18 protein-coding genes, 2 tRNA genes and 1 pseudogene are annotated in these 26,461 nt (G+C 47.3%); 8 read left to right on the top strand and 13 right to left on the bottom strand.

The genetic code is table 11. The features are described from left to right. Window positions 1-339: 339 nt before the first annotated feature. From AC0YNW_RS02305 to AC0YNW_RS02275, 7 genes are all read right to left on the bottom strand, one after another. Window positions 340-1,758 carry a TIGR02679 domain-containing protein gene (locus AC0YNW_RS02305; RefSeq protein WP_475830604.1) on the bottom strand — a complete coding sequence of 473 codons (1,419 nt, stop codon included), beginning with the start codon at window positions 1,756-1,758 and terminating at the stop codon, window positions 340-342. Continuing rightward, the gene (locus AC0YNW_RS02300; RefSeq protein WP_475830603.1) at window positions 1,748-5,851 is read right to left on the bottom strand and encodes a TIGR02680 family protein; all 4,104 of its coding nucleotides are present in this window, start codon (window positions 5,849-5,851) and stop codon (window positions 1,748-1,750) included. Before AC0YNW_RS02300 ends, AC0YNW_RS02305 begins: the two co-directional genes overlap by 11 nt. Before the next feature lie 25 nt (window positions 5,852-5,876). Continuing rightward, the gene (locus AC0YNW_RS02295) at window positions 5,877-7,019 is read right to left on the bottom strand and encodes a TIGR02678 family protein (protein ID WP_475830602.1); all 1,143 of its coding nucleotides are present in this window, start codon (window positions 7,017-7,019) and stop codon (window positions 5,877-5,879) included. A 1-nt stretch (window position 7,020) separates the two neighbouring features. Next, window positions 7,021-8,514 carry a TIGR02677 family protein gene (locus AC0YNW_RS02290; RefSeq protein WP_475830601.1) on the bottom strand — a complete coding sequence of 498 codons (1,494 nt, stop codon included), beginning with the start codon at window positions 8,512-8,514 and terminating at the stop codon, window positions 7,021-7,023. A gap of 169 nt (window positions 8,515-8,683) precedes the next feature. Further along, on the bottom strand, window positions 8,684-9,496 hold the full coding sequence (locus AC0YNW_RS02285) for a hypothetical protein (RefSeq protein WP_475830600.1): 813 nt from the start codon (window positions 9,494-9,496) through the stop codon (window positions 8,684-8,686). 7 nt (window positions 9,497-9,503) lie between these two features. After that, window positions 9,504-10,073, bottom strand: a complete 570-nt coding sequence (locus tag AC0YNW_RS02280) for an AAA family ATPase (protein ID WP_475830599.1) — start codon at window positions 10,071-10,073, stop codon at window positions 9,504-9,506. A 173-nt stretch (window positions 10,074-10,246) separates the two neighbouring features. Further along, the gene (locus AC0YNW_RS02275; RefSeq protein ID WP_475830598.1) at window positions 10,247-10,528 is read right to left on the bottom strand and encodes an AAA family ATPase; all 282 of its coding nucleotides are present in this window, start codon (window positions 10,526-10,528) and stop codon (window positions 10,247-10,249) included. 393 nt (window positions 10,529-10,921) lie between these two features. On the opposite strand from AC0YNW_RS02275, the pseudogene AC0YNW_RS02270 reads away from it, so the two are divergent. Further along, window positions 10,922-11,515, top strand: a pseudogene (locus AC0YNW_RS02270) (IS256 family transposase); the annotation flags it as partial. Between the two features lie 88 nt (window positions 11,516-11,603). On the opposite strand, the gene AC0YNW_RS02265 reads toward AC0YNW_RS02270, so the two are convergent. Beyond that, a complete protein-coding gene (locus AC0YNW_RS02265) occupies window positions 11,604-13,841 on the bottom strand; it encodes a hypothetical protein (protein WP_475830597.1) in 2,238 nt (745 codons plus the stop codon). A 454-nt stretch (window positions 13,842-14,295) separates the two neighbouring features. Then, window positions 14,296-16,989 carry an adenosylcobalamin-dependent ribonucleoside-diphosphate reductase gene (locus AC0YNW_RS02260; RefSeq protein ID WP_475830596.1) on the bottom strand — a complete coding sequence of 898 codons (2,694 nt, stop codon included), beginning with the start codon at window positions 16,987-16,989 and terminating at the stop codon, window positions 14,296-14,298. Between the two features lie 179 nt (window positions 16,990-17,168). Between AC0YNW_RS02260 and AC0YNW_RS02255 the strand changes: the two genes are divergently transcribed. The 3 genes from AC0YNW_RS02255 to AC0YNW_RS02245 all read left to right on the top strand — a co-directional run bounded on the left by AC0YNW_RS02255 (window position 17,169) and on the right by AC0YNW_RS02245 (window position 20,955). Further along, complete coding sequence (locus AC0YNW_RS02255) at window positions 17,169-18,989, top strand: DEAD/DEAH box helicase (RefSeq protein ID WP_387472061.1); 1,821 nt, start codon at window positions 17,169-17,171, stop codon at window positions 18,987-18,989. Then, window positions 18,986-19,930 (top strand): YqhG family protein, encoded by a 945-nt coding sequence (locus AC0YNW_RS02250; RefSeq protein ID WP_475830595.1) that lies wholly within the window; start codon window positions 18,986-18,988, stop codon window positions 19,928-19,930. The genes AC0YNW_RS02255 and AC0YNW_RS02250 overlap by 4 nt, the downstream gene beginning before the upstream one ends. Before the next feature lie 125 nt (window positions 19,931-20,055). Then, window positions 20,056-20,955, top strand: coding sequence for a hypothetical protein (locus AC0YNW_RS02245; RefSeq protein WP_475830594.1), 900 nt, complete (start codon window positions 20,056-20,058; stop codon window positions 20,953-20,955). On the opposite strand, the gene AC0YNW_RS02240 is transcribed toward AC0YNW_RS02245, so the two are convergent. After that, entirely contained in the window at window positions 20,952-21,197 is a 246-nt protein-coding gene (locus tag AC0YNW_RS02240; protein WP_387472068.1) for a YqzE family protein, read from the bottom strand. The two genes, AC0YNW_RS02245 and AC0YNW_RS02240, sit on opposite strands and share 4 nt — an antisense overlap. Window positions 21,198-21,317: 120 nt before the next feature. Here AC0YNW_RS02240 and AC0YNW_RS02235 point away from each other — a divergent pair, with 120 nt between their 5' ends. Further along, window positions 21,318-22,028 (top strand): N-acetylmuramoyl-L-alanine amidase family protein, encoded by a 711-nt coding sequence (locus AC0YNW_RS02235; RefSeq protein WP_387472070.1) that lies wholly within the window; start codon window positions 21,318-21,320, stop codon window positions 22,026-22,028. On the opposite strand, the gene AC0YNW_RS02230 is transcribed toward AC0YNW_RS02235, so the two are convergent. Next, on the bottom strand, window positions 21,993-22,865 hold the full coding sequence (locus AC0YNW_RS02230; RefSeq protein WP_475830593.1) for a divergent polysaccharide deacetylase family protein: 873 nt from the start codon (window positions 22,863-22,865) through the stop codon (window positions 21,993-21,995). The genes AC0YNW_RS02235 and AC0YNW_RS02230 overlap by 36 nt on opposite strands. Window positions 22,866-23,049: 184 nt before the next feature. Here AC0YNW_RS02230 and AC0YNW_RS02225 point away from each other — a divergent pair. The 3 genes from AC0YNW_RS02225 (at window position 23,050) to AC0YNW_RS02215 (ending at window position 23,955) form a co-directional block, all read left to right on the top strand. Further along, a tRNA-Leu gene (locus AC0YNW_RS02225) sits at window positions 23,050-23,136 on the top strand. Between the two features lie 261 nt (window positions 23,137-23,397). Then, window positions 23,398-23,736, top strand: coding sequence for a hypothetical protein (locus AC0YNW_RS02220; RefSeq protein WP_475830592.1), 339 nt, complete (start codon window positions 23,398-23,400; stop codon window positions 23,734-23,736). Window positions 23,737-23,868: 132 nt separating this feature from the next. After that, window positions 23,869-23,955: transfer RNA gene (locus AC0YNW_RS02215), tRNA-Leu, on the top strand. A 160-nt stretch (window positions 23,956-24,115) separates the two neighbouring features. Here the strand turns inward: AC0YNW_RS02215 and AC0YNW_RS02210 are convergent. Further along, window positions 24,116-24,874 carry a hypothetical protein gene (locus tag AC0YNW_RS02210; RefSeq protein ID WP_475830591.1) on the bottom strand — a complete coding sequence of 253 codons (759 nt, stop codon included), beginning with the start codon at window positions 24,872-24,874 and terminating at the stop codon, window positions 24,116-24,118. Between the two features lie 208 nt (window positions 24,875-25,082). Further along, window positions 25,083-26,447, bottom strand: a complete 1,365-nt coding sequence (locus AC0YNW_RS02205) for a M20/M25/M40 family metallo-hydrolase (protein WP_475830590.1) — start codon at window positions 26,445-26,447, stop codon at window positions 25,083-25,085. Window positions 26,448-26,461: the final 14 nt, after the last annotated feature.

Raw genomic sequence — 26,461 nt, 5'->3', positions numbered from 1 at the left:
CTATTGTTTCAAATAAGTTGAGAATTTTATTGGTAATATTTTATCTCACTAAAGGATTTTTCATAGATATTGCAAAAAAGGTCAGTTAGCAAATATGCAATAATCTTGCATATTATTCATTCCTTTTGGAAATATTTTTTCTCGTGATATTATTAAATATTAATACACGCGGACTTTTCTAAAAGCCTGATAATTAAAGGGTTCCCACAGACCTGCCGCTGCGCTGTGTAAACTTTTAATTGTTCAAAAGACTTTCAATAATCTTTGCAATCACTTGATCTAAAACCAAACACTTGCCTGTTAGGCAGAATTAAAGTCCCTGCCTAGCCATGAATATTTTCAACGTTCATTTGGTTCATTATCAACTTGATTTTTAGAAATCCCAGAAGACACTTCCTTAATCCAATCGCTTCTCAGTTCCTTACCAAATAATTCCTGATAAACTTTTGCTTTAATTTGTATCATCTCTTTTGCTAAACCGCCCTCTAATTCTTGAAGGATTTTTAGGTCTGCATCAGATAAAGGTTTGCTTTTGGTCGCAACATGATTGCGATATATGGAAGTCTCCATACGCCAAGCGTAAAATTCTGCTGAGAACTGCTCCCTCATATTGTTTAACATCTGGATGCCTGGAACATCTAGATCCCCTGAATAGTAAATGATACAGCTTGGGCTTGCTTCAAGACATTTTTCTATAAACACTTTAGAAGCGGTTCTTGCCTGTCCGATCGTACAAAGAAGAACTGGAAAATCCGGTGGAAGTTGTTCTAATGAGAATTCATTTAGATTAAGAAAATGAATGGTTTCATCAACTAAGTAAGAAATTACAGACGGATTTTCGATAATATATATTGACGAGTACTTTGGTAATTGCTTCATCTCTTCAATTTCACGTAAATTTAACGTGCGAGGGGAAGTGCCTTTGACGAGATGTGGTACAAAAACATGTGAAATCGAACTAAGATCATCATCCAGAACGTCGAAATTCCTATAAATTTGGCGTTCGAACAAATACTCTGGTATGACTGTCATATGGTTATCAACATTTACGCTTTGATTTAGACCTTGGCTATTTATATCATTGAGAGCGCTCCATAATAATCTTCCTTTTGCATTTGTTTTATCAAAGGCATGTGAATCCTCAGTAACATAAGCAGCGAACATAGGTAATCTAATTTTTCCAGTTGAGATCCCACATTTATTAAACATCTCATCTTTACTCATGAGCAAATGCCATAAAGCGCTCAGACATGTCAGCAATTCTGAATAGACATTTATGTCTCTGTCAAAAACAGTTCTCAAAACCCTATAGCCTTTGGCATCTCCTTCCTTTAATCTTTGAAACCAGTTAAATGTCTTTTGAATAAATATTTCAAGTTCAGTATTAGATATATTAAATCGAGTAATAAAATCTAGTTCAACTTGAATAAATAGATTAGCCCAAGCCGAAAGTTTTGACTCTTTTTGTTGGCGTTTGGTGGAAAGTTGATGGCCGTAGTATAACTCCAACAATTCAAGTAAAGAAACTGAGTATCCTGCTTCTCTAGCCGCTTTTTCAAAATCGGCGGCTGGAAAACGCGAACCCTTGTAGCGAATGCCAAGAAAGCCACGCAAAGCTTTTTCCTCTTCTTCGGTGGGCCGCATTGGCACCGTGCCGAATGCTCCGTAGCTTTCAAACTTCTTGCGATACAAGTCGAAAAGGCGGCCAAAGCCGCCGCTCTGCCGAAAAATCTCGACCAGTTGCCTGTTATCCTGCATTGCGGGAACGCTCCTCGATACGTTGCTCTAGCGATAGAAGATGTTTTTCTTTCCCATCCCAATAGTAACGTGCAACGGCGAGTACCGGGGAATCCACAGGTCGGAGAATTTGGGCAATGGAGAGTTCATCTACCGTTTCGTAGCAACCCCACAGTACCTGAGAGTTCATAATATAATCGAACTCAAAGTCATGCACAAGTTGAAACATCTGCGCAATGTTTTCGTTATCGATACCCGCAAACGCCTCATCTAATGATATGACACGCGGTGCATCAGGTGCGGCGTAAGAATATTTGGCAGCTATCGCCGCAAAGAGCGGCGAGTAGATACTCATCGCCTTTTCCCCGCCACTGAGCTCCCCGAACACTTTGTTCGTGAAGCGCTCCTCTGGAATGCCCTTGCGCGTGATGAACATGTCAAAGCGGAACCATTTGCGGTAATCCAGCGCTTTTTTCATCTCTTCAAACATAGAGAAACTTGCGTCGTCCTTGCACTTTTTTCGAGCTTCATTGATTTTGGACATGAAGTGCAGGCGCACTTTTTCCTTTTGAGATGGCGTCAAATAGATGGACTCCTTGGATAGGTACGACAACAGTTCCGTCGTCGAAATTTGGTCCTCTTCTTTGCTCGCGAGAGGTATCCATTCGAGCCGCATCTGAATAGTGCCTGTTACACGCCGCAGCATCACGTTCGCGTCTTGTTCCCAGCGCTTCGCGGCCCGCACTTTCTCATGGATCGTAGTACCGACAACATCAATGAGCACCTTTTCAAACAACTTCTGCTCCTCTTCCCGAATATGCTCCGAAATGCGCTTTAGTTGATCATTCACATCGCGGTGCACTTCAAGTGGCGTGTTCTCCACATGGTGGGGCGAAAAGACCAGGAATTGCCGCGAGCAGTTCTGCACGAGGATCTGCCAGGACGGATTCTCCATGTCTTCGGTCTGAATCTCAAGGGAAATCGTACGCCGCGACGGCTTAAGATTGTAATCCACAAGTTCGTGCTGGGCGTAGCCTTCTGCTTCTTTTAACGCTGAAAGCACTACATCGAACGAAAGTCCCTTGCACGATTCTTCCAGTGTCATTATGGTCTCAGAAGCGCTCCGTGGGGGACATACGAAGCCGAGAGATAGCTCCTCTTGGTACAATTTCATCCACCCATTTAGCAATCGCAGCCTCTCTTCCATCACCGGTTGCTCTTTCGTTTGATTTTCAATGAGGCCACGAATTTTAATCTCTGCTTCGTTTATTTGTTTGCGATAAGAGTCTAACCGCCCATCTGCCGACTGCGCCGCATTTCTCGCTGCCTCTATCTCCTGTTTTACGTCCGTATCGCCAAGGTCCTGTATACGCTCGAGAAACATCGCTTCATAAGACTTGTTCTTCGCGATATCCCGCTCGAGATCCGTTTTCTCATCTGCAAGGTAGTCATAATCGCCTGTCAAACGTTCTTTCTCCGACGCAAGATCTGACAGCGACTGATTCGCTGCAAGCCATGCGCTGTGCGCCATGCGGAGATCAACGAGTGTATCTCTGTAAAGTGTAAGGTCGCTAAGAGCCTGTTGGTAGCTGGCCAGCTTAAGCGGCAATTCCAACTGCTGTGTAGCATAATAGAGGGCGTTACGCAAAATTTGTGTTTCGTTGCGGTAGACACGCAAAGCATCTTGGAGCCGTTCTACCACAGAAAGTTGAGTGGCGCGTTCATGACGCTTGGTTTCATGGCGTCCAAGCGACTCTTTAAGCCCCTGGAGGGATGGGAACACTTCCCGTTCCATGACAAGGAGATGCTGCTGCTTTTCTATGGAAAGCTGTTCGGATTCCAGATTATCTTTCTGGTGCGTGAGTTCATCACGCTGACTTTGCAGCTCTTTTAGCTTGCGCAGACGGATTTGTTCCCGCGCCGATTTGCCAATGTATTTATCTTCGTACTGAGGTGCCAGCCCCCCAACCATACCGCTGCGGAATTCCCCGTTTTCCAACACATACCCTTCCTCATGGGGAACAATAGAAATGGTTTGCAGTACAGTGTTAATATCCTCCTCTGTGAGACCGCTGGTTGGCGTCGGACGTACATAAGTCAGTAAATTTTCTCTTTTGTACGACCCTACTTGCACCACGGCCATCGAGGCAGCGACCATGGAGCGATCACTCTCGTGCACCACAAGAGCCGTAAGGAGTCCCGCGCGGGTAATGGCGTCCTCGATGGCTTCTTTTACAGTCGGCTGTATGTGTTCCAGAAATTCAACCGTTTCATAAAAATAAGCAACACGTACGTTTTGTGTGCGCAAGCGCTTCATTTCTACCGCTTCCGAAGCGGTAAGAGCGGGCTCCATCTCCTTTTGTGCAGATAAGGCTTCAGCCTTTCTTTCGGCCTCCTCGATTTGCTCTAGGAGGAGACGGATGGAAGCCGCAAGATTTGCATGCTGCTCCTGTAGTGTGCGCAAGCGTTTGTCGTATAAGAAACTCAGCCAGTCAGTAACCGCTGCTGGAGAGACGTCATCCAGAAGATCTCCAATCCCTTGCAAGATTTCCTTCACTTCGAGAAGCTCTGCGGGCTGAATTTGAAATTGTTGAGCACTTTCCACCCATTCGGCAACGGTATGCTCAACAGATGCTGAGCATACGGAAATCTCTTTCACTATGGTGCCAATCTCAACTTCTATCTGATTTGCACGCTCTTCTTCGGCCGCCACATTTCGCTGCATTTGATCCTCATGTTCGAGGCGAGATTGCATCGAAAGGAGTTGATTGGCGATTTCTTGTACCTTGCTTCGGTACTCTTGGAGAGTTTCTTGCCAATTTTTAAAAGCTGCGTCTGAAAAGCTATCGAGGCAAGATTTAAAGTAGTTACGTAAGGTACCGTGGGGTGAGAAGTAGGTCTCGTCCGCCAGCGAATCCAGTTCCGAAAGCGCATCCTCGCGGCTTTGGACTGCTTTGTATTCATTTCCCTCAATCTGCTTAATCCGGTTCTCCACTTGCCGTTGCTGTTTTTCATTCTTCTCTATAGCCTCAGTCTTTCCCAGCAGTTTCTCCTCTGAATCTCGTAGGGCTTGTCTTACCTGACCCAATTCTTGCTCAAGTGTGAAAATAGGGTGCCCTTGCATGGATGCTATTTTCTTCTGCATGGTTTCCTTTATGTTAATTTGTTCTGCCTGTTTCCGCTCCAGTTCTGTTTTGGCCACGGAGACTACGGCTTCGGCGGCTTTACAATCCTTGATACGCTTCATGGATTCATTAAATCGTTTCTCGCTGAACACAAGATGTTTCGCCTTCTCATATAGAGAGAGTTGATTGTAGGCGTCGTACGCTTCTACCAACTTCGTAAGGAAGCCCAGTTCGTTGCCAAGACGGTTCTTCTTTTCTTGCAGGCTATCCATGCTCTCCAGCGACGATGAAAGCGGGGCCAATTCATGTTGCGACAATTCTGGAAGGGCATCAGAGAGGACGTTGGACACTTCGCTCGCTTTCACGGCATTGGAGAGCTTCGGGCTACGAAGCTGGAGCAACACGCCAATCAGCTCCTTAAATTCCTGCGTAGTTCTAAACCCATAGATTTCTTGATTCACGAGTTCCACATAACGTTGCTGACTGTCGGTGACTTCTCCGTCCCTTCCAATGCGGTCTGCCAAGTCCCCCATAGTAAGAGGAAACTTTTTGGGTTCCCCGCTTATAATTTTTTCATCATACAACTGAATGTCGTGCCCAATGCGCTTGTTGCGGAGAATGAAATACCACGTGCGCATGGTGTTGTCGCTCTCCCGCCGTTTTCCATTCAATCCGATGCCAACGGTCATAAAGTTGTTTCCTTTGCGATACTCCATGTAGAGATATCCCGTACCTTCTTCTCGCTTTGATACATGTTTATTACCAAGCAATAGATCGATCATCCGTCGGTCCTGCGAGCCGAATGGATCAAGACGCGACGGGCGCTTATCGCCGTCGAGCAAAAACGGCACTGCCATGGTAGTGGATACTGATTTACCAGAACCGTTAGCACCACGGACAAAAAGACGTCCATTGCTAAACTCAAAAACTGTGTCACCATGATACCAGAAATTAATGAGACCAAAGCGATTCAAATGGAACGAACTCATCGCCTATTCCCTCCGTTTACATAGATTAAGATACATATTCCCCTGTAACGCGGCCAGCAGCGGAATAGAATACAACCTGCCCGTCCGCGAGCGCATCTGCCATGTGAAAGTCAGACATATACTCTATAACCTCTCCCCAAATGACGGTAAGAGGTCGTTCTGTAAATGATTTGGTCCACCCGTGGCCGTGCAGATCTTTGATCTCTTGAAACCATACGATTGCCTCATATTTCGAACACAGGACATGACCGTTATGATCGAGAGCTACTTCTTGACCGTTTACCTTATCCCAAATGAGGGTTGCATACTGCACGGTTGCATTGGAGATCTGATCATCTTTCGGATAATAGTCCCCGTAACGATTTTCTGCATGGGTGAGCATCGTCGTACGATGGTATCGTTCAAGGTACCAATATTCAAACAGTTCTGATATCATCGCGTTCAGTTTCTCAAGCTCTTCCCTATCTTCCAAAAGCTTGGCTTCCTCTGCAGACAATTCATCATCATATATAGCCGATTCTAAAAATAATCTGCGCAGAAGCCTCTGTCTCGGAGTTGTGGCATAGACGATTTCTTTGCCAATCTGTTCTTCTAACTGCCTACGATTTTGAATTTTGCTGAGATCAAAGAAGTAAAGCAGTGCGAAATGACGGAAATAAGGCGTAGTCTGAAACAAAACATCATGCCGTTCATCGTCTCGAAACACGTCTATTTCACGGTCCACGACATAGACGAGCCTTATTTTCACACAATGTTGCAGAACGTCCGCAAAGGCCCTGCGGTGCGAACGCTCTTCCCATGCGAAAGGAACGGCTTCTTCTGGGTAATACATACGGATGGCATCACAAGCGTTTTGCAGCGTAAATTGCTGATCCTCCCCGTTATCTTCCAAGAAAGCAAGGAAACAGCAGACAAACATATAGTGGCGTGATGTAGTAAAGTCTCCAACGCCCATAAACGCCTTTGGCGAGACAGGAATTTTCTCTAGTTTGATAAACTCATTACGCAGGAGTAAACGATATCCGAAGTATTCACGCACGATGTCGGCAATGTCCGCTTTTCGAGCGAGAATCTGAAAATATAGGTCCGCCTGCGTGTCCCGATGAATCCAGTGGTAATGAAATAGGGCTTCAATGCATTCCTGAAGCACCAAGCGATCTTTATCCATGCTAGTCCTCCATAAACACGAATTCGTAATCATTCATTGCCAACGTACCATCGGTGGAACGCAGGCGAATACGCTTGCTGGAACGTAACTTAAGATAGAATCGGCGCCCATCTTCCGTTCGGCTTTTTAAGTTTTTTGTAATCATGGCTTGTCCCAACAATTCAAGTAGTAGGTCCCGCACTTCGGGATACACGACACCGATTTCATCCAGCGTTATTTTATCTTCCTTGATTAGGCTGTTGAATTGCTCCTGCATCATCCGCGTTTTCTCCAGATGCTCCTGAACCAGAAGCATCTGTGCTAAGGGGTCTTCATATACTGGCACTTTGGTGCGTCCGCTACGGTTCCCAGGTGTCTTTTTGTTAAGGGGCAGTTCGAAAGGATCGCATTCCCACACATGCTTTGTCGTGTCATCCTCAGATTTACGAGGGACTAAAAAGTGTTTTGTGGTGGAAGCGCCAAACATCGCACCAGCAATAGCATGGCAGTCCCGTAAGTCCGAAGTGTTCGCAAAAATGCGGGCCAGTTCCAAATAGTCATTTTTGCGGCTTTTTAAGTAGTTGAATTTATCGCTAATCTGATCTGCAATTCGCACAATTTTTTGGATGGTACCGCGAGTTTGTTCGATGAGAAAACGTGAACTAGCTTTGCGGCCGTTGATTTCCACAAACCACCCTCTAAAACCGAGCCATTCTGCCCTTCTTCGCTCAGAGGCAAGCTCCGCCTCAAACGTTTCATCAATCTGCTGCTCCGCTTCGTATGAAACAATCACGGAAATAATGTGCTCGATCTCAATTTCATCGATAAACCCGAGGCGTTCCTCGATCAGATCTTTCTTCTCCATAATACCGACTACGAAGTCACTTAACAAACGCACAAATTTTTCTTTGTATGGCAAAAAGGACTCCGTGCGGACTAGGCGTTCATATGGTTCGCTGTTCACATGTGACAAAAAATCGGCGGTGCCGTTGCGAAGGGCTTCAAACCGGGACATGAGGTCGCGCCAGATGTTGCGGATATCGCCCAGCGTCCCGTTGTTCGAAGGCCCCCACTTGCGAAGTTTGGTCAGGTCCTCTAAAATATGGTCCGTCAATACTCGCTCGAACGATCCACCGCGAATCGCCTGCAGATTATGCTGCATCTCCTCCAGCATACGTTCGAGAGAAATCGTATATTGCGTGACCTCATAATAATTCTTACGTTTATAAAAATCCTCAATGCGCTGTGCATGGGATTCATCTTGATGGATGATTAGGTTGTTCCATCTCACGAGTGACTTGAGGTCTTCTTCCAAGTCTTTCTCGGAATAATCCATAAAGTGAGAGCCAAATTGCTCGGATGTTACTAATTCTCGATACACATCATCCAGAAACATATAAGAGTTGTATTCCTGTCGGTACTTCTGATAGAATACGTAGCAGATGGGACGGTATCTTTCTGCTTTAGTAACAGAAAGATACGTCGCCTCTTTTACGGAATTAAATAGAAAGCTCATTCGGCCACTCCTTTCTAGGACAGATATATACGTATCTGCTCCGTAATTTTAGGTTCAACATACTAGTCTAAACTCTAAGGGATATCCCAGCCTGCCTCTGACAATTCTTGAAGATGCGGTTCACAACCGTTTTGATGGGCAGCTACACATAATAAGTGCGTTGGTCTAGTCATACCAACATAAGCATTTTTAATGCATGCGAAACTGTTTCAAGCACAGGCGGATTGTGATTTCCTTTCATGTACTCAATGATCGATTCAACATCATACCTTCTATAAAAAGTTTCCAAATAAAGAGTAGCGGTATGCGTTTCACCCTTTACGTTATGAATAGTTGACAATTGAATTGGAATTTTATGATTATCCCTTTCATGAATGTACAAATTTGATTTTTGACTCCCGTCCGTAGGCTGGATAAGCGATGGCCCGTCCAAAAATGCAACTAACCCAGAATTATGTTCTCCCCCTAATTGGGGGCAGATTTGGATTGCTATGAACTCCCTCACATCCGCGAAAATCTCTTCTCCGGTATTAATCTGCATACACCACTGTACGTGCTTACCATTTAATTGATCATAAAGTTCCTTATGTTCTATTTTCAATATCTGACTCAGGGTTGTTTGGGTATAAGGCATATTATTGTTTCTTTTTATTCCCGATAACCGGATACTTTTCAAGCTTCCCCGATAAATAAGCAATTGTTTCTGTCTAATGGAATCTCCCATATGTAATACTGCCATCTTTATATAGTCACAAAGACTTTCAAAATCTTGCTTTTTATTCGCATCCGGTATTCCATAGGGTTGAAAATAGGAAGGTATTGCACGCCGCTCCTTATGTTGACTTACCCAACCAATTGCTTTGAAAACTGTTCTCTTCGTCTCGTGTAATCGTTGCTCACAGATTAGATCTCCAAACTTAAGCAGTACATTCCGTATAGATTCGTCGTTATATATTAGCAACTTTGGTGCAATATCCGGCACACTTATGTTACCTCTCAAGTCCTGCGGTACTAAACAAATCTTCCCGTTGTAGAAATTCAATTAAGCGAAGTTGCGCTTGTGGATGAATATGAGCTTCTATTTCCTCAATCAAAGCAATCTTTAAACCCGAATAGTTTTCGCGGTTCAACAGTAATAGCTCAACGGCAATAAATAATATATTATGGGAACCTAGCCCCGATTTATTTGTAGAGAGCTCCAAACTTAATTTCTCAAGGATAGTCTTTAGTTTCAGATCGGTTATGGAAAATAGGGAGTTCAAAGGTGATGTAATTGGCGTAAATTCTTTCAAATACGTATTGATCTGCGTTAATAGTTGCTTGCCATTTTGATCTTCTATATGCCCCTCCCCATCAAATCCCCCAAAGTAATTTAGAATTGCCTTATTGGCTTGTTCCATAGCCTGTATGAGATAATGAGCTTCCTTATCATCAAACGCTTGATGATAATCCAATATATAGGAAAGTCGAGAGTTTTTTCGCGGAGCTATCTCATTCTCTGCGTCCCGGAGTGGTTTCAAATAAGTAGTTTTTAACATCGCCCTAGCTTCGCTGTTCATTAAACTTCCTTCATCATCGGTCCCAGCCTTCACGTCATAGAAAACGCGTCTTCCTTTGCGCCTTCCTTTCAAACATACTTTCAAAAAATATTTTTGTCGCTCTCCGTCATTCTCTATACTTAACCACTCTAGGAAGTTTTTTCCTCATGCGGCTCAATATCACGAAATAAACACTAGATTTCCAAAGTATCGGTTCGATCTGCCTCCAATGTTTTTCCAGCAGGCATATGAAAGTCATCATATTCAATTTTTATAAAGTCATTACTATGCGTAGTTAAGATCAACTTAATGGCATCTATAATAGCTGTCTTTCCAGAATCATTTTCCCCTACGATTAAGTTAAGCCCAGCAGTAAAAGCTACATGCAGACCCGGCTTCACTTTGCTCGTCCCAGGGACTTGTTCACCGTATCCGTATTTTCTAAAGTTCCAGACATTCAATTCAGCTAAGAACATATGACACGACCACCTTATACTCGACTCAATTCTACAAATAACTTTCGACGCGTTATGCGAGATTTCCTTTGAAGCACATGGAAAGCTGTTGAACCCTTCTCCGCACGTAAGTTGAATAGTACCCCGAATGAAACAAGCCGGCAGTTTCTGCTCTCAGTTGCTTCGAAGAGCTTAAATGATAACCTTGAGATTCTTTCTCTAATTCCGGCTTTTCCGAATGCTTGCCATCTTCGAGTTCGTAACACCGAGATGTTCGCCCCACTATCATAGGCCTATTTTCTGTAATTCGATGACGTAAAGTAGTTTGGGTACCAACATTTGGAGCCTTAACAGGCAACAAAAAAGTAGGGTATTCTCGGGATTGTCGAATTCACCAAGAAGGAGCCCTACTCCATGACCACTATACCCGAAAACCCGTTTGATCATCTACTTGAAAATGCTGTCACTAAGCTGGTCCAAGAAAAGCTAGAGCTACTGCTGCGGGAAGAAATCAAAAATGACATGCAAACTGAACATCAAGGCCCACGTACCAGCTTAAACGGGAACTATACTCGTACGTACCAGACGCGATACGGTACGATTCATGATCTTCAAGTTCCACGTGATCGAAAAGGCTACTTTAAAACGCGTCTATTTCAGCCGTATCAACGTCGCGAGGGGTGGCTGGAAGAAGCCATCATCCACATGTACAAAGGCGGAATGAGCACCCGTGACGTTGCAAAATTCATTGAAAGCATGTTTGGCACGCACTACTCACCCACGACCATCAGTAACATCACGCAAACGGTCATGGAAGACATTGAACAATGGCAGAAACGCCCGCTGGAGAAGCGTTACTCCGTCATTTACTTAGATGGTCTGTATGTGAAGCTGAAACGCAACACCGTCAGCAGCGAAGCGGTTTAGGCTATGGGGATCGATGAGAAAGGGATTCGTCAGATTCTAGGGTTCTACGTAGGTGGCTATGAAAGCGCAAATGGTTGCCGCTAAAGGCTGTTTTTACTCATTTATATGTAAATTCGTATGAAGTTTGAAACAGATATGTGACTTTATTGGCGCCGCAAAATATCGGCTGTCATTTTTTTCGGTTGCCCTTCCTAGATTTCTTTTGCTGTTTCAGTTTTCGCCTGCTTCGTTTCGCTTTCTCATCTTCTTTTTTGGTATTCATCGTTAAACGTTTGAACTTTTCATACATTGGATCGAAAGGATTTTGCGTTAAGGAGTAATCAAGAAATCCTACTCTTTCATTCGTTTCTTCAATCAACATCAACATCCTCGGAGTCGGTTCTAAGCAGTCGTAGATATCCCTCATTGCGAGTGGTTTTTCAAGGAACTGTTTGAGTTCTTCCGGCGTAGGGTATCCCCTTTTCCAAAGGGAATATTCCCCTATTTTTTTTCTCACTCTTCCGAGTTCAAACAGTTTGACAACGGGGTTTAAGAAATATTTAGTAATAGATGATGCATCCGTGATGATTACATCATCTTTTATTTTTGCAGTAAAGTTGAATATGTTTACGCAAACGACTTTAATAATATTTTCAGCGGACGGAGGATGTATCGGAAGATCGATTGTCGCCACTTTGCGAACTTTATCCCAATCCTTTTGCAACACCTCTGCCCTTCTGATGACTTGCTCGACACCATAATATACCGCATCTTCCATTTGGAAGATTTCTTTTGGCGAATACGGTAGCCGGAGGCATTTCATCTCAATCAAAAGGATTTTGTCTTCAAATGTTGCTAAAAAATCAAATTCCGCCGGCTTTCCGTCGAATGCCTCGATCTTTACTTCTCCTAAGTTCACCTGCAAATTTCGATTATACGAAAGCGATGTCTTGATGTAGCGTTCAAATGCCTTGCCTTTATACGCGTCATCAATATTCCAAACTCCAAATTGCTGTTCGATCATTCTCGGTAGGTTTAACTGTTGAATTAAGGCTGGCACTAAAATGATGTCGCTTCGGCCCATGTAGACCAACGGCTGGGAAAATAAATCCGAAAAATCGTCTTTCTTAGTTTTTGGTTGGAAGGTGAACATCTCGATCAGCTCCGAGGAAATCTCGACTTCTATTGCAAATAACCGAGAAAAACTTGAAACGATCAGCTCCTTTTCAAACCTAGGAGCGAGATGCCTATACTCCTCTCGGTTAGAGTCGTCGAAATCATCGTGAGATTTTTCCGTATACACGGCCGCTAATGCCTGTAAATAAGAAATAAACTTGAAGAACATTTCAAAGCTTATATTCTTATTTTTTCCCAGAGTATCTTTACCCCAGAAGTCAGAGTCAATGAATTCCAAAGAACTGATTGCCAATTGATTACGCTCTTGAAAAAGATCGACCAACCGTCTCAGCTTTTCCTCGTTCGAGCCAAGAAAAGTTCTGATATCTCCAAGCTCAGACATTGCCGCCAATTCGCGCGCTAGTGGGAAAAGCTTTTCAGCGAAGTTCTTAACTAAACTTTCATTTTTATAAAAATCGACCTTCTCTTTATACGAATATCTCTCCACGGCTGCCGCTTCTAATTTGAGAAATTCTTTATCAGGTGGTTCAAAATACATGACCTCTTCGTTGTTTTCATTACGACGCACAGAATAGTTCCATCCCCTGAATTTGACCAATTCCCACAGATGGTCCAGCATTTTTCTATGAAGAGCCAGCAAGCTTAGCTTTTCTATACTTGGAATTTCGTACGGGGAAACGTCCTCCGCGATCTCGATATCGCGTTCTAAGGCCTTTTTTCCTTTATAAAAAAGGAAATTAAAAACCAAATTTACAATTTCGATTCCCGCTTCCAAATTTGAATCCATCGATATAATGCCAGTTTCCGTTGAATTCGCCACATTTCTTGAAAAAAGATCCAAGCGATTCATTCTCAAAACTTTTGCCTGCTCTTCAATTTCTGCCAACCTGTATTGGTTTTCCAAGAAAACGCACAGCATGTGAATGATTGTAGGAACCGGAAACTGAAACAGTTCCGCATCTTCCAAATATTTCGTGTTGCTCTTATTGTGGTCATGTAGCACCAGTATCGCTTTAATCATGCCCATATATTGAACCGTGAAGGAAATGCTGTCTTTTCTTTGATCCTCCAACATTTTACGAACTTTTTTACACGCCGCGTTAAATGTAAACAGTACCTTAGTCTTTTTCCCAAATTCTCTTTGTAGCGGCTCAGGCAGACAATCCGACAGTAAAATCGGAGACATAAAATTTCCGGTGTGCTTTAAGTAAACTTCATGAATTATTTCAGCTGCCGTTGCTACGTCCTCTTCGTCTAGCGCTTTTTTCAATGCTTCGTAGTTTATGTCCATTTGCTGCTCCTCAAAATGTTTCTTATTTCAATTTCCGTTTCCAGCGGCTCTTTATTATTTTCATAATACACCAGTGACTCTGATGAAGTACAGGATCCCCGAATATGCCATAGTGCAACGGAATTCGCTGCTGAATCTTTGGGGAGTAGAACCTATTTATTGTTCAATCTATCCATATCCAATTTATGGCCAGATGAGAAACTACCAACCGGCAAATCTAACCACACTAACCCTGATCATGAAACCAGCCTGTAGCTGCTCAAATGCTGCGCTACAGGCTGGTTTCACACTTTGAATGCTTATGCATCAATTATACGTCAACGCATAAATATACAAAATACTGTATAATCCATTTTTCTCAATATATATGACGAACATTTCTCAACTAGTGTGCAAAAATTATCATCTTTTATGCAAAATCACATATGAATGATTCGTCCCAAAATTAACTTGCTCAATTACACTTACTAAACCCGCAACTAGCACACTGCTTGCAGCCTTCCAAATTAATCAGCGTCGCTGAGCCGCAAGACGGACATAGATCAATCTCCTGATAGGAGGAGATCTCCTCCTTCTGTTCCTCGCTTTCCAACTCAGGAGAGTAATCAAACTCACTCGAACCGGAACTATCAGCCTCCACACTCACCGATGCCTCTGTCTCCATCCCGGCCGCTACGCTGTCCCCATGCATCTCCAGTGCCTTCGCGACCGCATCTGCGATCGACTCCACGCGGTTTACGCCGAAGCCGATGGCGCCGGAGCCTCCGATGCCCTTCAAATGCTTAATCAAAAGCCGGATCTTCTCGCCGTGATCGCCGTAGCGCAGGAACAACGAACAAACGCGTCCAAGCGCCTCCGCCATAGCGAATACATCAGAGCCTGCTTTGCCGACGTTCAGGAAAATCTCCGCAGGCGAGCCGTCCAAATCATTGATTGTAATATAAGCCATGCCGAACGGCGTATTAATCTTGTACGTCGCGCCGCGCAGCACCGACGGCCGCTTCTTGTACTGTCTGTCAACTCCCGGAACAGGCTTGGCGTCTGCCGCCGGCAAAGCCTCAGCTGTTACCGTCGCTTCCTGCGCCGCCCATACGGCTTCGCTTGGCGCTGCGGACACAGCTTCAGCAGCTTCTCTGTCAGACTCTGCGGCTTCTACCATTTCCGTCACCGGAGCTTCCACAGGCAGATCGTCTAGCCTCTCTTCGCTGGCAGTCCCTTTGCTGTCCTCGCTCTTATCGGCCGTAGACAGCACCTGCACATCACGGCTGCCGTCGCGATAGATCGTAACGCCCTTGCACCCAAGCTCGTATGCCAGCTCATACAGCCGCTCTGTCTCTTCCACTGTGAAATCAGCCGGGCAATTGGCCGTCTTGGAGATTGAGCTGTCTACCCAGCGCTGGATAGCAGCCTGGGTACGAATATGATTTTCGGCGGATAATTGCATCGCTGTTACGAAGTAGTCCGGCAGCTCCTCGCCGGGATGCGCATCCTTCCACTCCTGCGCAATCGGAACAAGCTGCTTGTCGAAGCCAAGTCGACTCTGGCGGAAATATTCGAAGGCAAAATACGGCTCGATCCCCGTCGACGTGCCGACCATCGTCCCCGTGCTGCCCGTCGGCGCTTGCGTAATGATCGTCACGTTGCGGATGCCGCTTTTCCCAATCGCCTCTCCTACTTCGGGATACGCCTTGATCATTTCTTTCATAAAGCCGCTCTGAACGTATTTCTCCCGATCGAAGGCAGGGAACGAACCTTTCTCCGATGCAATGCGGGACGATGCCACATAAGCTTCCTTCGCCATAAAGCCGTACAGCTTATCCAGGAACGCCAGCGATTCCTCGCTGCCGTATCGGATCTTGAGCTTAATCATCAGCTCCGCAAGTCCCATCGTACCGAGCCCGATCCGTCTTTCGTTTTTCTGATTTCGCTCGTTCTCCTCGAAGTGGTAAGGCGTCTTGTCGATGACATTGTCGAGGAACCGGACGGACCACTGCGTCACTTTCCCTAGCTCTGCCCAATCGACATCCCTTTTCCCTGCATCGTAGAACTTGGACAGGTTAATCGCGGACAAGTTGCATACGCCCCAACCAGGCAAGCCTTGCTCGCCGCACGGATTCGTCGAGACGATGGGGTTGAAGTACCAGCTGTTCGACATCTTGTTGTAACGTTCCATAAAGACAACACCCGGCTCTGCCGACTTCCACGCCGAGCCGATAATCCGATGCCAGATTTCCTTTGCCCGGAGCTTGTTATAGGTCACCACATTTTTGCCAAGGCTGCGCCACGCCTCCAGATCGCCCGTCCACACCTCGTCATAATCCGGGTCCTTCGTATCCGGGAAGACGAGCTCCCATTCCAGATCGCGCTTGACCGCGTCCATAAAGGCGTCGCTCACACAGACGGACAGGTTCGCATTGGTCACCTGGCCCATTGTTTCCTTCACCGTAATAAATTCAAGCAGGTCGGGATGCCAATCATTCAGCATCAGCATTAACGCGCCCCGGCGGCTGCCGCCTTGCTCAATCAAGCCCGTCGTATAGCTGAACAGCCCGCCCCAGGAGACTGAACCGCTGGAGCTGCCATTGACCCCTGCGACAATGGCTCTGCGAGGCCGGAGCGAAGAGAGATTCATGCCTACACCGCCGCCGCGCGCCATGATCTCGGTCATATCCGTGAGCGTATTCATAATGCCGCCCCGGCTATCATGCGGAGATGGAACAACATAACAATTGAATAAGGTGAGCTCATCGCTCGCCCCGGCTCCCGCTGCAATGCGTCCCCCAGGCACCAGCTTCCAATCATCCAGGATCTCCCGGAACTTCCGCTCCCACTCTACCCGCTTGGCAGGCGTACGCTCCACCGATGACATCGCTTCGGCAAGCCGGTCCCACATCTGCTCCGGCGACAGCTCGATGGGGTGGGTCAGCCGCATGGTCGTCGTCTGCAGCAGTTCGCCTTCACCAGTCTTCACGGTCACCTGCTCCCCATCCCGGCTGACAACTTCAACAACCTCCTTCACAGGAAATTTAGCATCATCCTTCAGCAGGGCAAGTACCGTATCCCCAGCTTTCACCCGACGCGCGTCTTCATGCTTGCGCGCATACCGGTCCAGAAAGATTTTTTCGCTCAAACCTGTTAATCTCCGCATTTCGATTCTCTCCCTTCACACCTATGAATCACACTATAATCAACATATTGTATGTAAATAAGATTATAACACACTATATATAGATATTCTTATGACAGAACCGTGAATCTTATTAATATGTCTCCGGAAGGCTATACTAATGACAACTAATCGCTGCAAGTAGTGAAAGGAGCACTAACATGACCTTCGACTCTAAGACGCAGAGCACAGCGGACAACGATTCGACATTCGCAAGACGCAAGCTGCATCCGCATGTCGACCTGCAGATTGACCGCTCCTGGTTTGATGAGCTTCAGCACCGGATGAGCCGCAACGGCCCTTGGGATGATTGGACACTCTACCAGCTGGCTATGGAAGCAGAGCAAGCGAAGCGGGTTGAGAGCTTCGAGCAGCTGCAATGCCTTCGAACCCTGCCATCCTTCGAACCTATGCCCCATCAAATCGATACAGCCAGCAAAGTGCTGCACGAAATGGGAGGCCGGGCCATTCTGGCCGACGAGGTAGGCCTCGGCAAGACGATTGAAGCCGGGCTGGTGCTGAAGGAATATATGGTGCGCGGTCTCGTGAAACGCGTGCTTATTCTTGTACCCGCCTCCCTGGTGCTCCAATGGGTGAGAGAGCTGAACCAGAAGTTCGGCATTTCCGCCGTTGCCCAGAAAAAAGAACATACATGGGGCTATGACATTGTCGTCGCCTCGATGGATACAGCCAAGCGTGATCCGCACCGCGAGCGCGTGCTTGGCACCGATTATGACCTCATTATCATCGACGAGGCTCACAAGCTGAAAAATAAAAAAACGACCAATTACCAATTCGCGACGCAGCTTCGCAAAAAATATTGCCTGCTGCTGACAGCTACGCCGATCCAAAACGATCTGGACGAGTTGTACAACCTGATTACACTGCTGAAGCCTGGTCAATTGGGCGGGCAAAGTGATTTTGCCGCGAATTTCGTAGTCGACAAACGGCTCCCGAAAAACGAAGACCAGCTGCAGGAAGCGTTGTCCTCTGTCATGATTCGCAACCGGAGAGGCGATGGCGGCATTCATTTCACCAAGCGCTTCGTCAAAAATATCCCGCTCTCCCTCTCTCCAGAGGAGAAAGCGCTCTACGATGCCGTAACCGGCTTCGTGAAGGAACGTTACGACGAAAGCGGCGGTGATCTGACCAGCATGCTGTCGCTTGTGACGCTGCAGCGTGAAGTATGCAGCAGCAGGGATGCTGTCTTCCTTACCTTAGTCAATCTATTCAAGAAAACAACGGAAGACTCCCCTCTTCGTCCGAAGATTTGGGAGCTGGTAGAGAAAATTAAAGGCATCACGGCCAATACGAAAGCCGAAAAAGCGATGGAACTCATCAAGGAAATGAATGAGAAGGTCATCATCTTTACGGAATACCGGGCGACGCAGGAATATTTGCTGCAGTTTTTCCGCTCCCACAATTTGATGGCCGTTCCCTATCGCGGCGGCATGAACCGGGGCAAAAAAGACTGGATGATGGATCTCTTCCGCGGACGCGCTCAAATTCTGATTGCAACCGAAGCCGGCGGTGAAGGAATCAACCTGCAATTTTGCCACCATATGATCAACTTTGACCTGCCTTGGAATCCGATGCGGGTGGAGCAGCGGATCGGCCGCGTCCATCGACTTGGACAGACTGAGGACGTCAAGATTTATAACCTGTGCACACTAGGTACAATTGAAGAACATATCGTTAATCTGCTGCATGAGAAAATCAATCTATTCGAGCTGGTCATTGGGGAGCTGGATCATATTCTGGAGAAGCTGGAGGGCGGCGAATCCCTGGAGCAGCGGCTTGCCAAAGTATTGCTGGAATCCGGCAACGACCAGGATTTGAAGCGGCAATTAAACTCTTTGGGCAGCTCAATCAGCCAAATTCGCAACGAAGTGAAGTCATCCGGCAACAACCCTTATTCCGCCGGCCCTGATCTTCTGGTGAAAATGGATAAGCTCGGTCAGTCCGTGGAGGTGAAGCCGTGAACACGAAACAGATTCATAAGTATGTGAACCGTTATTTGGAGGCGACGGACTGCTCTATTATTGAGAAATCGCCAGCCCACTTTACCGTTAAGCTATCTCCGGATGCTGATCGCGAGCTCACCAATCGGCCCTATTATTGGAGCTTTGTGGACCGGGTAGGCGCGGAACCGGAGACGATGACCTTCCTGTTCGTCACAGATAAGGAGAAGTATGAGGCAGGACTGGTAAGCGAAGCTCCGCCAGAGAAAACGGAAGCGCCTGACAGCCAAGCCGCTGCTGCCGATGCAGCTCTTGTCCGCTCCTTCGGCTTCATCAACAGCTCGGTCACTGCGCCGCGCATTCCCAGGCAAGACGTCTACTTCGGCTCGCAAAAGCTGGAGCAGCTGTTCGGCGCCGCGAAGTCCCGCGGAAGCTTCGTTTATTTGTTCCAGGAGCCGGACAAGCGGGGAGCAAGCCCGTTCAGCTCGACACCCTATACCGCATGGCTTGGCGTCAACATACGGGTGGAATTCGCTTGCGACCGTAAACGCGAGGAAATTCACAGCCTCGGTGTATCGCTTGTAACGGGCTATTGCGCCGATCACTTCCATGACCGGCTGCTGGAGCTGCGGCTTACTCCCCGCCTGCCCGCCAATATTCATGTGACGAAAAACGGGATTTCGTTCGCCAAAGCGCAAGCGATTGTAGAGCAAGCGCTGGAACGCAAGCTGAAAAACTATGATTATACGTGGGCAGGAGACGCCTCCGCCAGGCTGCAAGAAGAGCTGGATCGAATCGACGCTTATTACAAGACGCTTCTGCAGCATGCGACAGATGAGAACAAGCTTGCCATTCAAGAGCAATACGAGCAGCGCCAAGCCGAGACAAGGTGGCAATTCGAGCCGAGAGTGACGGCTTCCGTCATTAACTGCGGCGTTTTTCATCTGGAGGGGATCGATTGAATAGAAATAGACGGGAATCGCATCTTTGCGGCAAAAAAACCTTCAATATTCATCGTGCTGCGCGACAGGTTGCAACAGCCTTCTTCGAGCCCGTCCGCTACACTAAGTATTGAGGTGATGACGAAATGTCAAAAATCGTATCCAAATCATGGATCGCAGCTCTACTAATCCTCTGGTGTCTTGCCGCAGGAATCGGCAGCTTTCAGGCTGACGCGTCGACGACCGGACAAGCATCCGATTCGGCAAGCTCTGATGTGCAGAAACAAGCAAAGTTCTGGGTGGACGAGCTTTCAGCCAAACCCGGATACAAAAGCTGGCAGGGGACAACGATCTCCGTATCTCCCCTTGGTCCAGGTACACATAGCTGGCTTGCCGTTATTCAAAATACCACGCAAGCTTCCGTCGGATATTTGGTCATACATGCGACGGAGGAAGGCAGCTTCCAACTGGGCGAATACGGTACTGGTTCTTACCCTTTATTCAATGAACAATCGCTGCAGCTCTCGCTGCTGCAGCTTGAACTTATATATAAGCAGATCAAAGCGGAGCGCGTATACACTCATCCCCTTCATGCCGCCTGGCGGATCACATCCAAATCGAGGGTCCATTACGCCGATGCCGTATCGGGAGAGCAGCTTCCTGTCAGCAAGGATGACGAATGGAATCAGACTGGCGAGGATAATAATTCTCTGCCTGCAGGCTTGACTGAAGCCCAAGCAAAAGTGAAAAAGTCTACCGTGATCCCCTCTTTTAATCCATATGGCCGGCTGCCGTGGCTCACGAAGGCACCTATATCGTTCACCGATCAGAAATATTCCGCATTGTTGAAGTGGATTGGAGAAAAGAAAGAAATTCGTTATACAGTGGAATCCTATGAGGGCAAGCTGCTTCAAGTGTGGTCGATTGTGGGCTATGATACGTGGGAAGGCGGCCAGCTTTATCTTGCCTTAACCAAGGAAGAGTCAGATGACCGCCGTTATATGCCAATTGATCTTCTAACGAAGCAAGGGAAGTTTTATCGTTAAGAATTACGCTCCGTACGGTTTTTGCTGCGCCACCAGATAAGCAAGCTTGCAGGTCCCCATCCGAACCAGCGCGTAAGCCAGGGCTCTCTTAACGCTTTGGCTGTTGTTCGTGCTTGCTTCCGTTCTTCAGCAGGCGTCTCTATATATTGCACCAATTGTTCGGTCATATACTTAACCAGATCATTGCCTCCCGCCATATCCGTCACCTCCCGTAATGTCTTGCTATCTAAAGCTTTCCCCATTCTTTTTGCGCCTAACCATGCATGAGTTTACCTCTGAATAGCCACGATAATGTAAAGGCAGGCTAGTTCGTCATGGTGGACTGATTGGTGAATACAAACAGAATGCGGGAGGCTGCAATCATGTATCGGTTGCTTGTCATAGGTTTTATTGCGCTAACATACGCGATATGGGGATATGCCCCTGCGGCTAGTGCTTCACAAGAAGATCGTTCCGAACGTTATGACGAGGAGCAGAACTGGACGCTCCCTCATACTACCGTCATTATTGATGTGGGCCATGGCGGCATTGACGGCGGCGCATCGCATGGCTCTACCCTGGAGAAGGATATTAATCTTGCTGTCGCAAGCAAGCTTTATCTCATGCTGAGAAGCCAAGGCATTCCCGCCATCATGAATCGGACGGGCGACTATGCGCTCAGCGAAGAGAACAGATGGCATAATACCCGCTCGCGCCATCGTAAGGATTTGTCCCAGCGCAGACAATTAACCGAAGAGATTGGAAGCGAGCTGCTGGTCAGCCTTCATGTGAACGCCGCGCGAAACAGCACGAAGCGCGGGCCGCTTGTGCTGCATCAGAATGCTGGGGAAAGCGCCTTGCTGGCCTTCTGCCTGCAAGACGCGCTGAACAGACAGCAAGCAACCCTCGGCCTACCACGGCTTGGAGAGCCTTTTTATTTGCTCCGGCGCGTCGACCAGCCCTCCGTCATTATCGAGATGGGGTTCATCAGCAATGCGGAGGACAGAGCGATGCTGACCAACCCGGCTAAGCAGAATGAAATCGCACATGCCATCGCTTCAGGGATTCGGCAATATAAATGGGTCGCTCATTGAACCGTTCACCATATCGGATAGCTTCACGAAGGTAGCAATATCCTGCATTCGAGGAATAGACTGCTTCAGCACGGAAGCGGTCTTCTTGCCCGGTGGGCCGACATGGCCGATCGTCACGGCGCTATCATGGGTTTCCAGATGCTTGCGCAATACGGATACTTGCTTCGAGATATGCTGCTCGGTGTACACATCATCGAGAAACACATCGTTCGAGAGCAGCGTAATGCCGACCTCCTCGGCAATCTTCGGCACAACCGTCTTGAATGTCGTGCGACTGTCCAGGAAGAACAAGCCGCGCTCCTTGCATACCGTCAGTACGACGCGCATAATGCGCTCGTCCGCTGTTATTTTGGAGCCCATATGGTTGTTCATCCCGATAGCGTGAGGCACATTGTCGATCGCTTCCTCAACCCGTTTTCGCACCTCTTCATCGTTGAGATCCGCTGTGATCGCACCTGGTCCAAGCCACTTCTTCAGCCCTTTGTTCGGCTCCATCGGCATATGTACAATTACATCATGTCCAAGCTGGTGGGCAGCCTCCGCATCCTCTTTGGTCGTTGGCATGAACGGCATAACGGCAACGGTGATATGCACCGGAAGCTTCAGCATCTCCTCTGTGCCGGGCATTCCGTTGCCGAAATCATCAATAACGATAGCCAAACTCCGGCTGTCTGCAGCTTTGCTCCCAATCTCCGCCAACCCTTGAATAACGGAAGCGTCAGCTCTTGCAGGTGCCGTCAACGATGCCGCAAGCATCAGTAAGCCGATGAACCACTTCACCAACAAGCTTGCTTGAATTAGCTGCTTTCGTTGTCCGTTGTTCCGGTTCATTTTCATGAGCAAGACTCCTGTTCTTTAAGTATAGGTTCTGCAATGTCTCGCTTATTATTTCCTTTACAGGAATGAATTATGAAAAGCTGGCTTGTTTGAACTAAGGGACTAGACTGAAAATTTAAACTTCAGGCAAATGGTTGACTTGTCCTCCAATAACATGCGACAATAAGGTTCGTCAGTAACATATGCGGTCGTGGCGGAATTGGCAGACGCGCTAGATTCAGGTTCTAGTGGTGTAACAGCCGTGGAGGTTCGAGTCCTCTCGACCGCACCAACCATGCATGATAAGCTCATCCATTGCGGAGACGCAACCGGTGAGTTTTTTTGTGCTTTTATTAGATCAGACTCAGCCACTCATATCGCATGTTTTTTTATTTCGGTCCCAAAAGAGCAGCTTGAAATTATTTATATTCGTTGACTAATTTTACATCATTTGCTAGATTTAATTTGAAGGTGAACGCCTCTTCATCCCCTTGCTGGCCAGCATCTGTCTAGACATCCCCTTCAGATATCGGATTGGAAAGGACGATGATCGATGAGAACCAAAAGAGCTATGCTGACCATGCTGGCAGTTATAATGGCGTTTATATTAGCAATGCCCGCTTCCGCTTCGACACCTGCGCTGCAATACCCTTATGGCTATACCCTTGTAGGCGGAGGAGATCTTACGATTACCGGCTACTCGACACGAGGCGCTTATCCGGGTGATAATGACGTTAAGCTTTACAAAGGCAGCTCTTTGTACAATCAAACAAGTATGTTTGGAATCGGTCATTTCAGCTATACCTATCATAATTTGCCGCAAGGCACGTATTACTTCTTCTTCCCCGGCCAGCCATGGTCCATTTCCGATGTTACCTTTACGTTTAACTAATGCTTGAACCTTGCCCGGGAACTTTGCTCCCGGGCTTTTTTGCTTCCCGACTATTTTTAGTATCAGGAAATAAATGCTTGACCTGCATTCAAGCTTTATGGTAAGATCATTTTCGTTGACGTCAAATGACATGCGGTCGTGGCGGAATTGGCAGACGCGCTAGATTCAGGTTCTAGTGGTGTAACAGCCGTGGAGGTTCGAGTCCTCTCGACCGCACCATAACGTAATCAACAGGTTTCCAATCTGGCTTCACCAGATCGGGAACCTTTTTTGTTACTCTGAGAAACTCCCCCTCCTGTCAACGCCATCTAGCCTCTTGTTTTGATAAATAAAAAAGGCGCTAATCATTTAGCGCCTTCCGTTCGATAATCCAATTGGACTAACTTCCGGGGTAATAGTATACGTTTGTTCCACCTTCTCCTCCATAACTGTAGTAACGCATAGGATCGTCATCCTCCAGAGAAGCATCACGTATCTTGCCCCACTTCATATTCGATACCAAAAAGGGAATTCCATCTCTCTGCTCATCATTTTCCACAGGACCATACTTGTTATAAGAAAAGTTCTCAGCTAATAATAGCCCCTCATTAAGTCCAATTGTGTATAAGTCAGCGCTCTTGCCCCCATATTCAGTAAGCTCACGATACGATACGGCCGGGAAATCCCGTATTGCACGGAATAGGTCGATCAGAGCATAACCGGTAGTCGGATGAGGGATTTCATTTGGTAGCCCTTCAAATTTAATTTCATTTCGGTATAAGATATGAAGCTCCCCGCTTGGAAGAATTTGCAGTTGATAGGATAAGCCAAGATTTTTTTCGGGTACACGGATCGTGAAATTGGACGTTAAGCTATGCCATTTCATATCAAGCTCTTGTTGATGGGGATGATTATATAATACAACCCTGAACGTATCTGCTTTTGTGACAATCGGAACGGCATTCGGATATCCAATTGCGAACAGGATCTCGTTGGTTAGCGTTTCGGGATCTATATGGTCTGCATGCGTATAAGGAAATGGAATAGTTGTTGAATGTGCGTTACTGTTAACCTTCACCGCCCAAACAGATAGACAAACTGCAAACAAAATGAAAACAATCCAACCGCTTGTTTTATGGAATATTTTCTTTACATGCACAGGAATCCCCCTTTGCCAACATGCAGCAGACCTTTTTTCCATTCATCCCTATTTTGAAGCAATTACCAATGAATGTAAAGTTAAAAACGTTCATTAGAAGCAGTAAGTTGATAAAAGTTAAATAAATAGCGCAAGCTTTGCGGCTGACATCGCCTGAAAGCTTGCGCTATTTTCATTCCTAGCATGGGGGCTTTGCTCATGTGCGCCGCTATTCTCCGTAACGCTCCAGCACCCGATAGATTGCATCTGTGCCGAAGTCGATTGCGTTCACCGGAATACGCTCATCCGCCGCATGAATCAGCTTGGTGAACTGCAGCTCCTTGGGCAGCGGCATGGGGAGAAACCCGTAGGTTTGAATGCCGAGCCTCGCAAATAATCTTCCGTCCGTTCCCCCAGGCAGCAGCATCGGCACCGGTACAGCCTCCTTGTCCGCTTCTTTCAAGACATCAGACAAGAGTCCGAACATACCCATATCAGGAGCGGCAGCACAGGGATCATGGCGAAGCACTTCAAGCTGGATAGACGTATCTAACACATGCTCATACAGCTCCTCGATGAACTGCTCTGGCGTTACGCCCGGCAGCGTTCTGCCGTCCAGCTCGACCGAAATTTCGCTGGGATGAACGTTAATCTTCTCACCGCCGCGAACAACGGTAGCGTTCACGGTATTGCGCAGAAGCGGGGCAAACATGCTCCCTTTCTCTCCCAGCAGCTTCAAGATCACATTGCCCAGCCGCGGCCGCAGCAGCCCCTTCAGGAGCAAGGCTGGCAGAATCGGCAGCGCAGCAGCCATGCCTTCAATCATATATCGGGCTGCCGGATGGGGGCGAATCGGCAGCTTGTTCTGGCTCAGCGACTGAAGCATCCGGCCAAGCTGCGCCATGCAATCGGCGCCTGATTTGCCCATCGAGCCGTGCCCGCCGTCTCCGCGGATCGTCGCTTTCAGCCAGCAAAGCTGCTTCTCCGCCACCATAACGGGATAAAAGGTTTTTCCGAGCGCATGGAATGAAAACCCGCCAAACTCGCCAATTGCGTAACGGACATCCTTAAAATAGTCGGCATGTTGGTTGACCAGAAAGGAGGCGCCGTATTCGCCGCCTGCTTCCTCATCGCTCACAATCGCCAGAATAAGGTCGCCGCGCAGCGGCAGCTTGCGGGCATGTGCCCGAAGAAAGGCGGACACCAGCATCGCCACGCCACCTTTCATATCGAGCGCGCCCCGTCCCCAGACGAAGCCGTCATGGATCTCTCCGCCGAAGGGGTCCCGGCTCCACACTTGCTTGTCGACACCGACGACATCCACATGACCGTACAGCAGCAGCGGAGGAGCAGCTCCGCTGCCCTTCAGCCTTGCCAGCAGATTGGGCCTGCCGGGATCCAGCGCTTCAATCCGCGTCTCGATGCCCACATCCTCCAGCAATTGCCGGATATACATGATGCATGCGGCTTCCTCTCCCGGCGGATTGGTCGTATTGAAGCGGATCAGCTCCTGCAGAATTTCGACGGGAGCAGGCAGTGATGCGGAGCTGTCGCTTATATCTCGTTCATCCCAATCTAGAGCTTGCCGGATCACTATACCCAGCTCCT

It is taken from the genome of Paenibacillus sp. J31R120, from assembly GCF_056269225.1.
The sequence above is the reverse complement of the archived record's forward strand: the minus strand, read 5'-3'. Positions and strand labels throughout refer to the sequence as shown.

Bases quoted from the DNA above. Each gene is read 5' to 3' on its own strand.
- AC0YNW_RS02295 (WP_475830602.1), bottom strand. From the start codon at position 7,019: ATGGATAAAGATCGCTTGGTGCTTCAGGAATGCATTGAAGCCCTATTT.
- AC0YNW_RS02240 (WP_387472068.1), bottom strand. From the start codon at position 21,197: ATGGGGAAAGCTTTAGATAGCAAGACATTACGGGAGGTGACGGATATG.
- AC0YNW_RS02280 (WP_475830599.1), bottom strand. From the start codon at position 10,073: ATGAACAGCGAAGCTAGGGCGATGTTAAAAACTACTTATTTGAAACCA.
- AC0YNW_RS02260 (WP_475830596.1), bottom strand. From the start codon at position 16,989: ATGCGGAGATTAACAGGTTTGAGCGAAAAAATCTTTCTGGACCGGTAT.
- AC0YNW_RS02300 (WP_475830603.1), bottom strand. From the start codon at position 5,851: ATGAGTTCGTTCCATTTGAATCGCTTTGGTCTCATTAATTTCTGGTAT.
- AC0YNW_RS02230 (WP_475830593.1), bottom strand. From the start codon at position 22,865: ATGAAAATGAACCGGAACAACGGACAACGAAAGCAGCTAATTCAAGCA.
- AC0YNW_RS02235 (WP_387472070.1), top strand. From the start codon at position 21,318: ATGTATCGGTTGCTTGTCATAGGTTTTATTGCGCTAACATACGCGATA.
- AC0YNW_RS02275 (WP_475830598.1), bottom strand. From the start codon at position 10,528: ATGTTCTTAGCTGAATTGAATGTCTGGAACTTTAGAAAATACGGATAC.
- AC0YNW_RS02220 (WP_475830592.1), top strand. From the start codon at position 23,398: ATGAGAACCAAAAGAGCTATGCTGACCATGCTGGCAGTTATAATGGCG.
- AC0YNW_RS02265 (WP_475830597.1), bottom strand. From the start codon at position 13,841: ATGGACATAAACTACGAAGCATTGAAAAAAGCGCTAGACGAAGAGGAC.
- AC0YNW_RS02305 (WP_475830604.1), bottom strand. From the start codon at position 1,758: ATGCAGGATAACAGGCAACTGGTCGAGATTTTTCGGCAGAGCGGCGGC.
- AC0YNW_RS02290 (WP_475830601.1), bottom strand. From the start codon at position 8,514: ATGAGCTTTCTATTTAATTCCGTAAAAGAGGCGACGTATCTTTCTGTT.
- AC0YNW_RS02255 (WP_387472061.1), top strand. From the start codon at position 17,169: ATGACCTTCGACTCTAAGACGCAGAGCACAGCGGACAACGATTCGACA.
- AC0YNW_RS02245 (WP_475830594.1), top strand. From the start codon at position 20,056: ATGTCAAAAATCGTATCCAAATCATGGATCGCAGCTCTACTAATCCTC.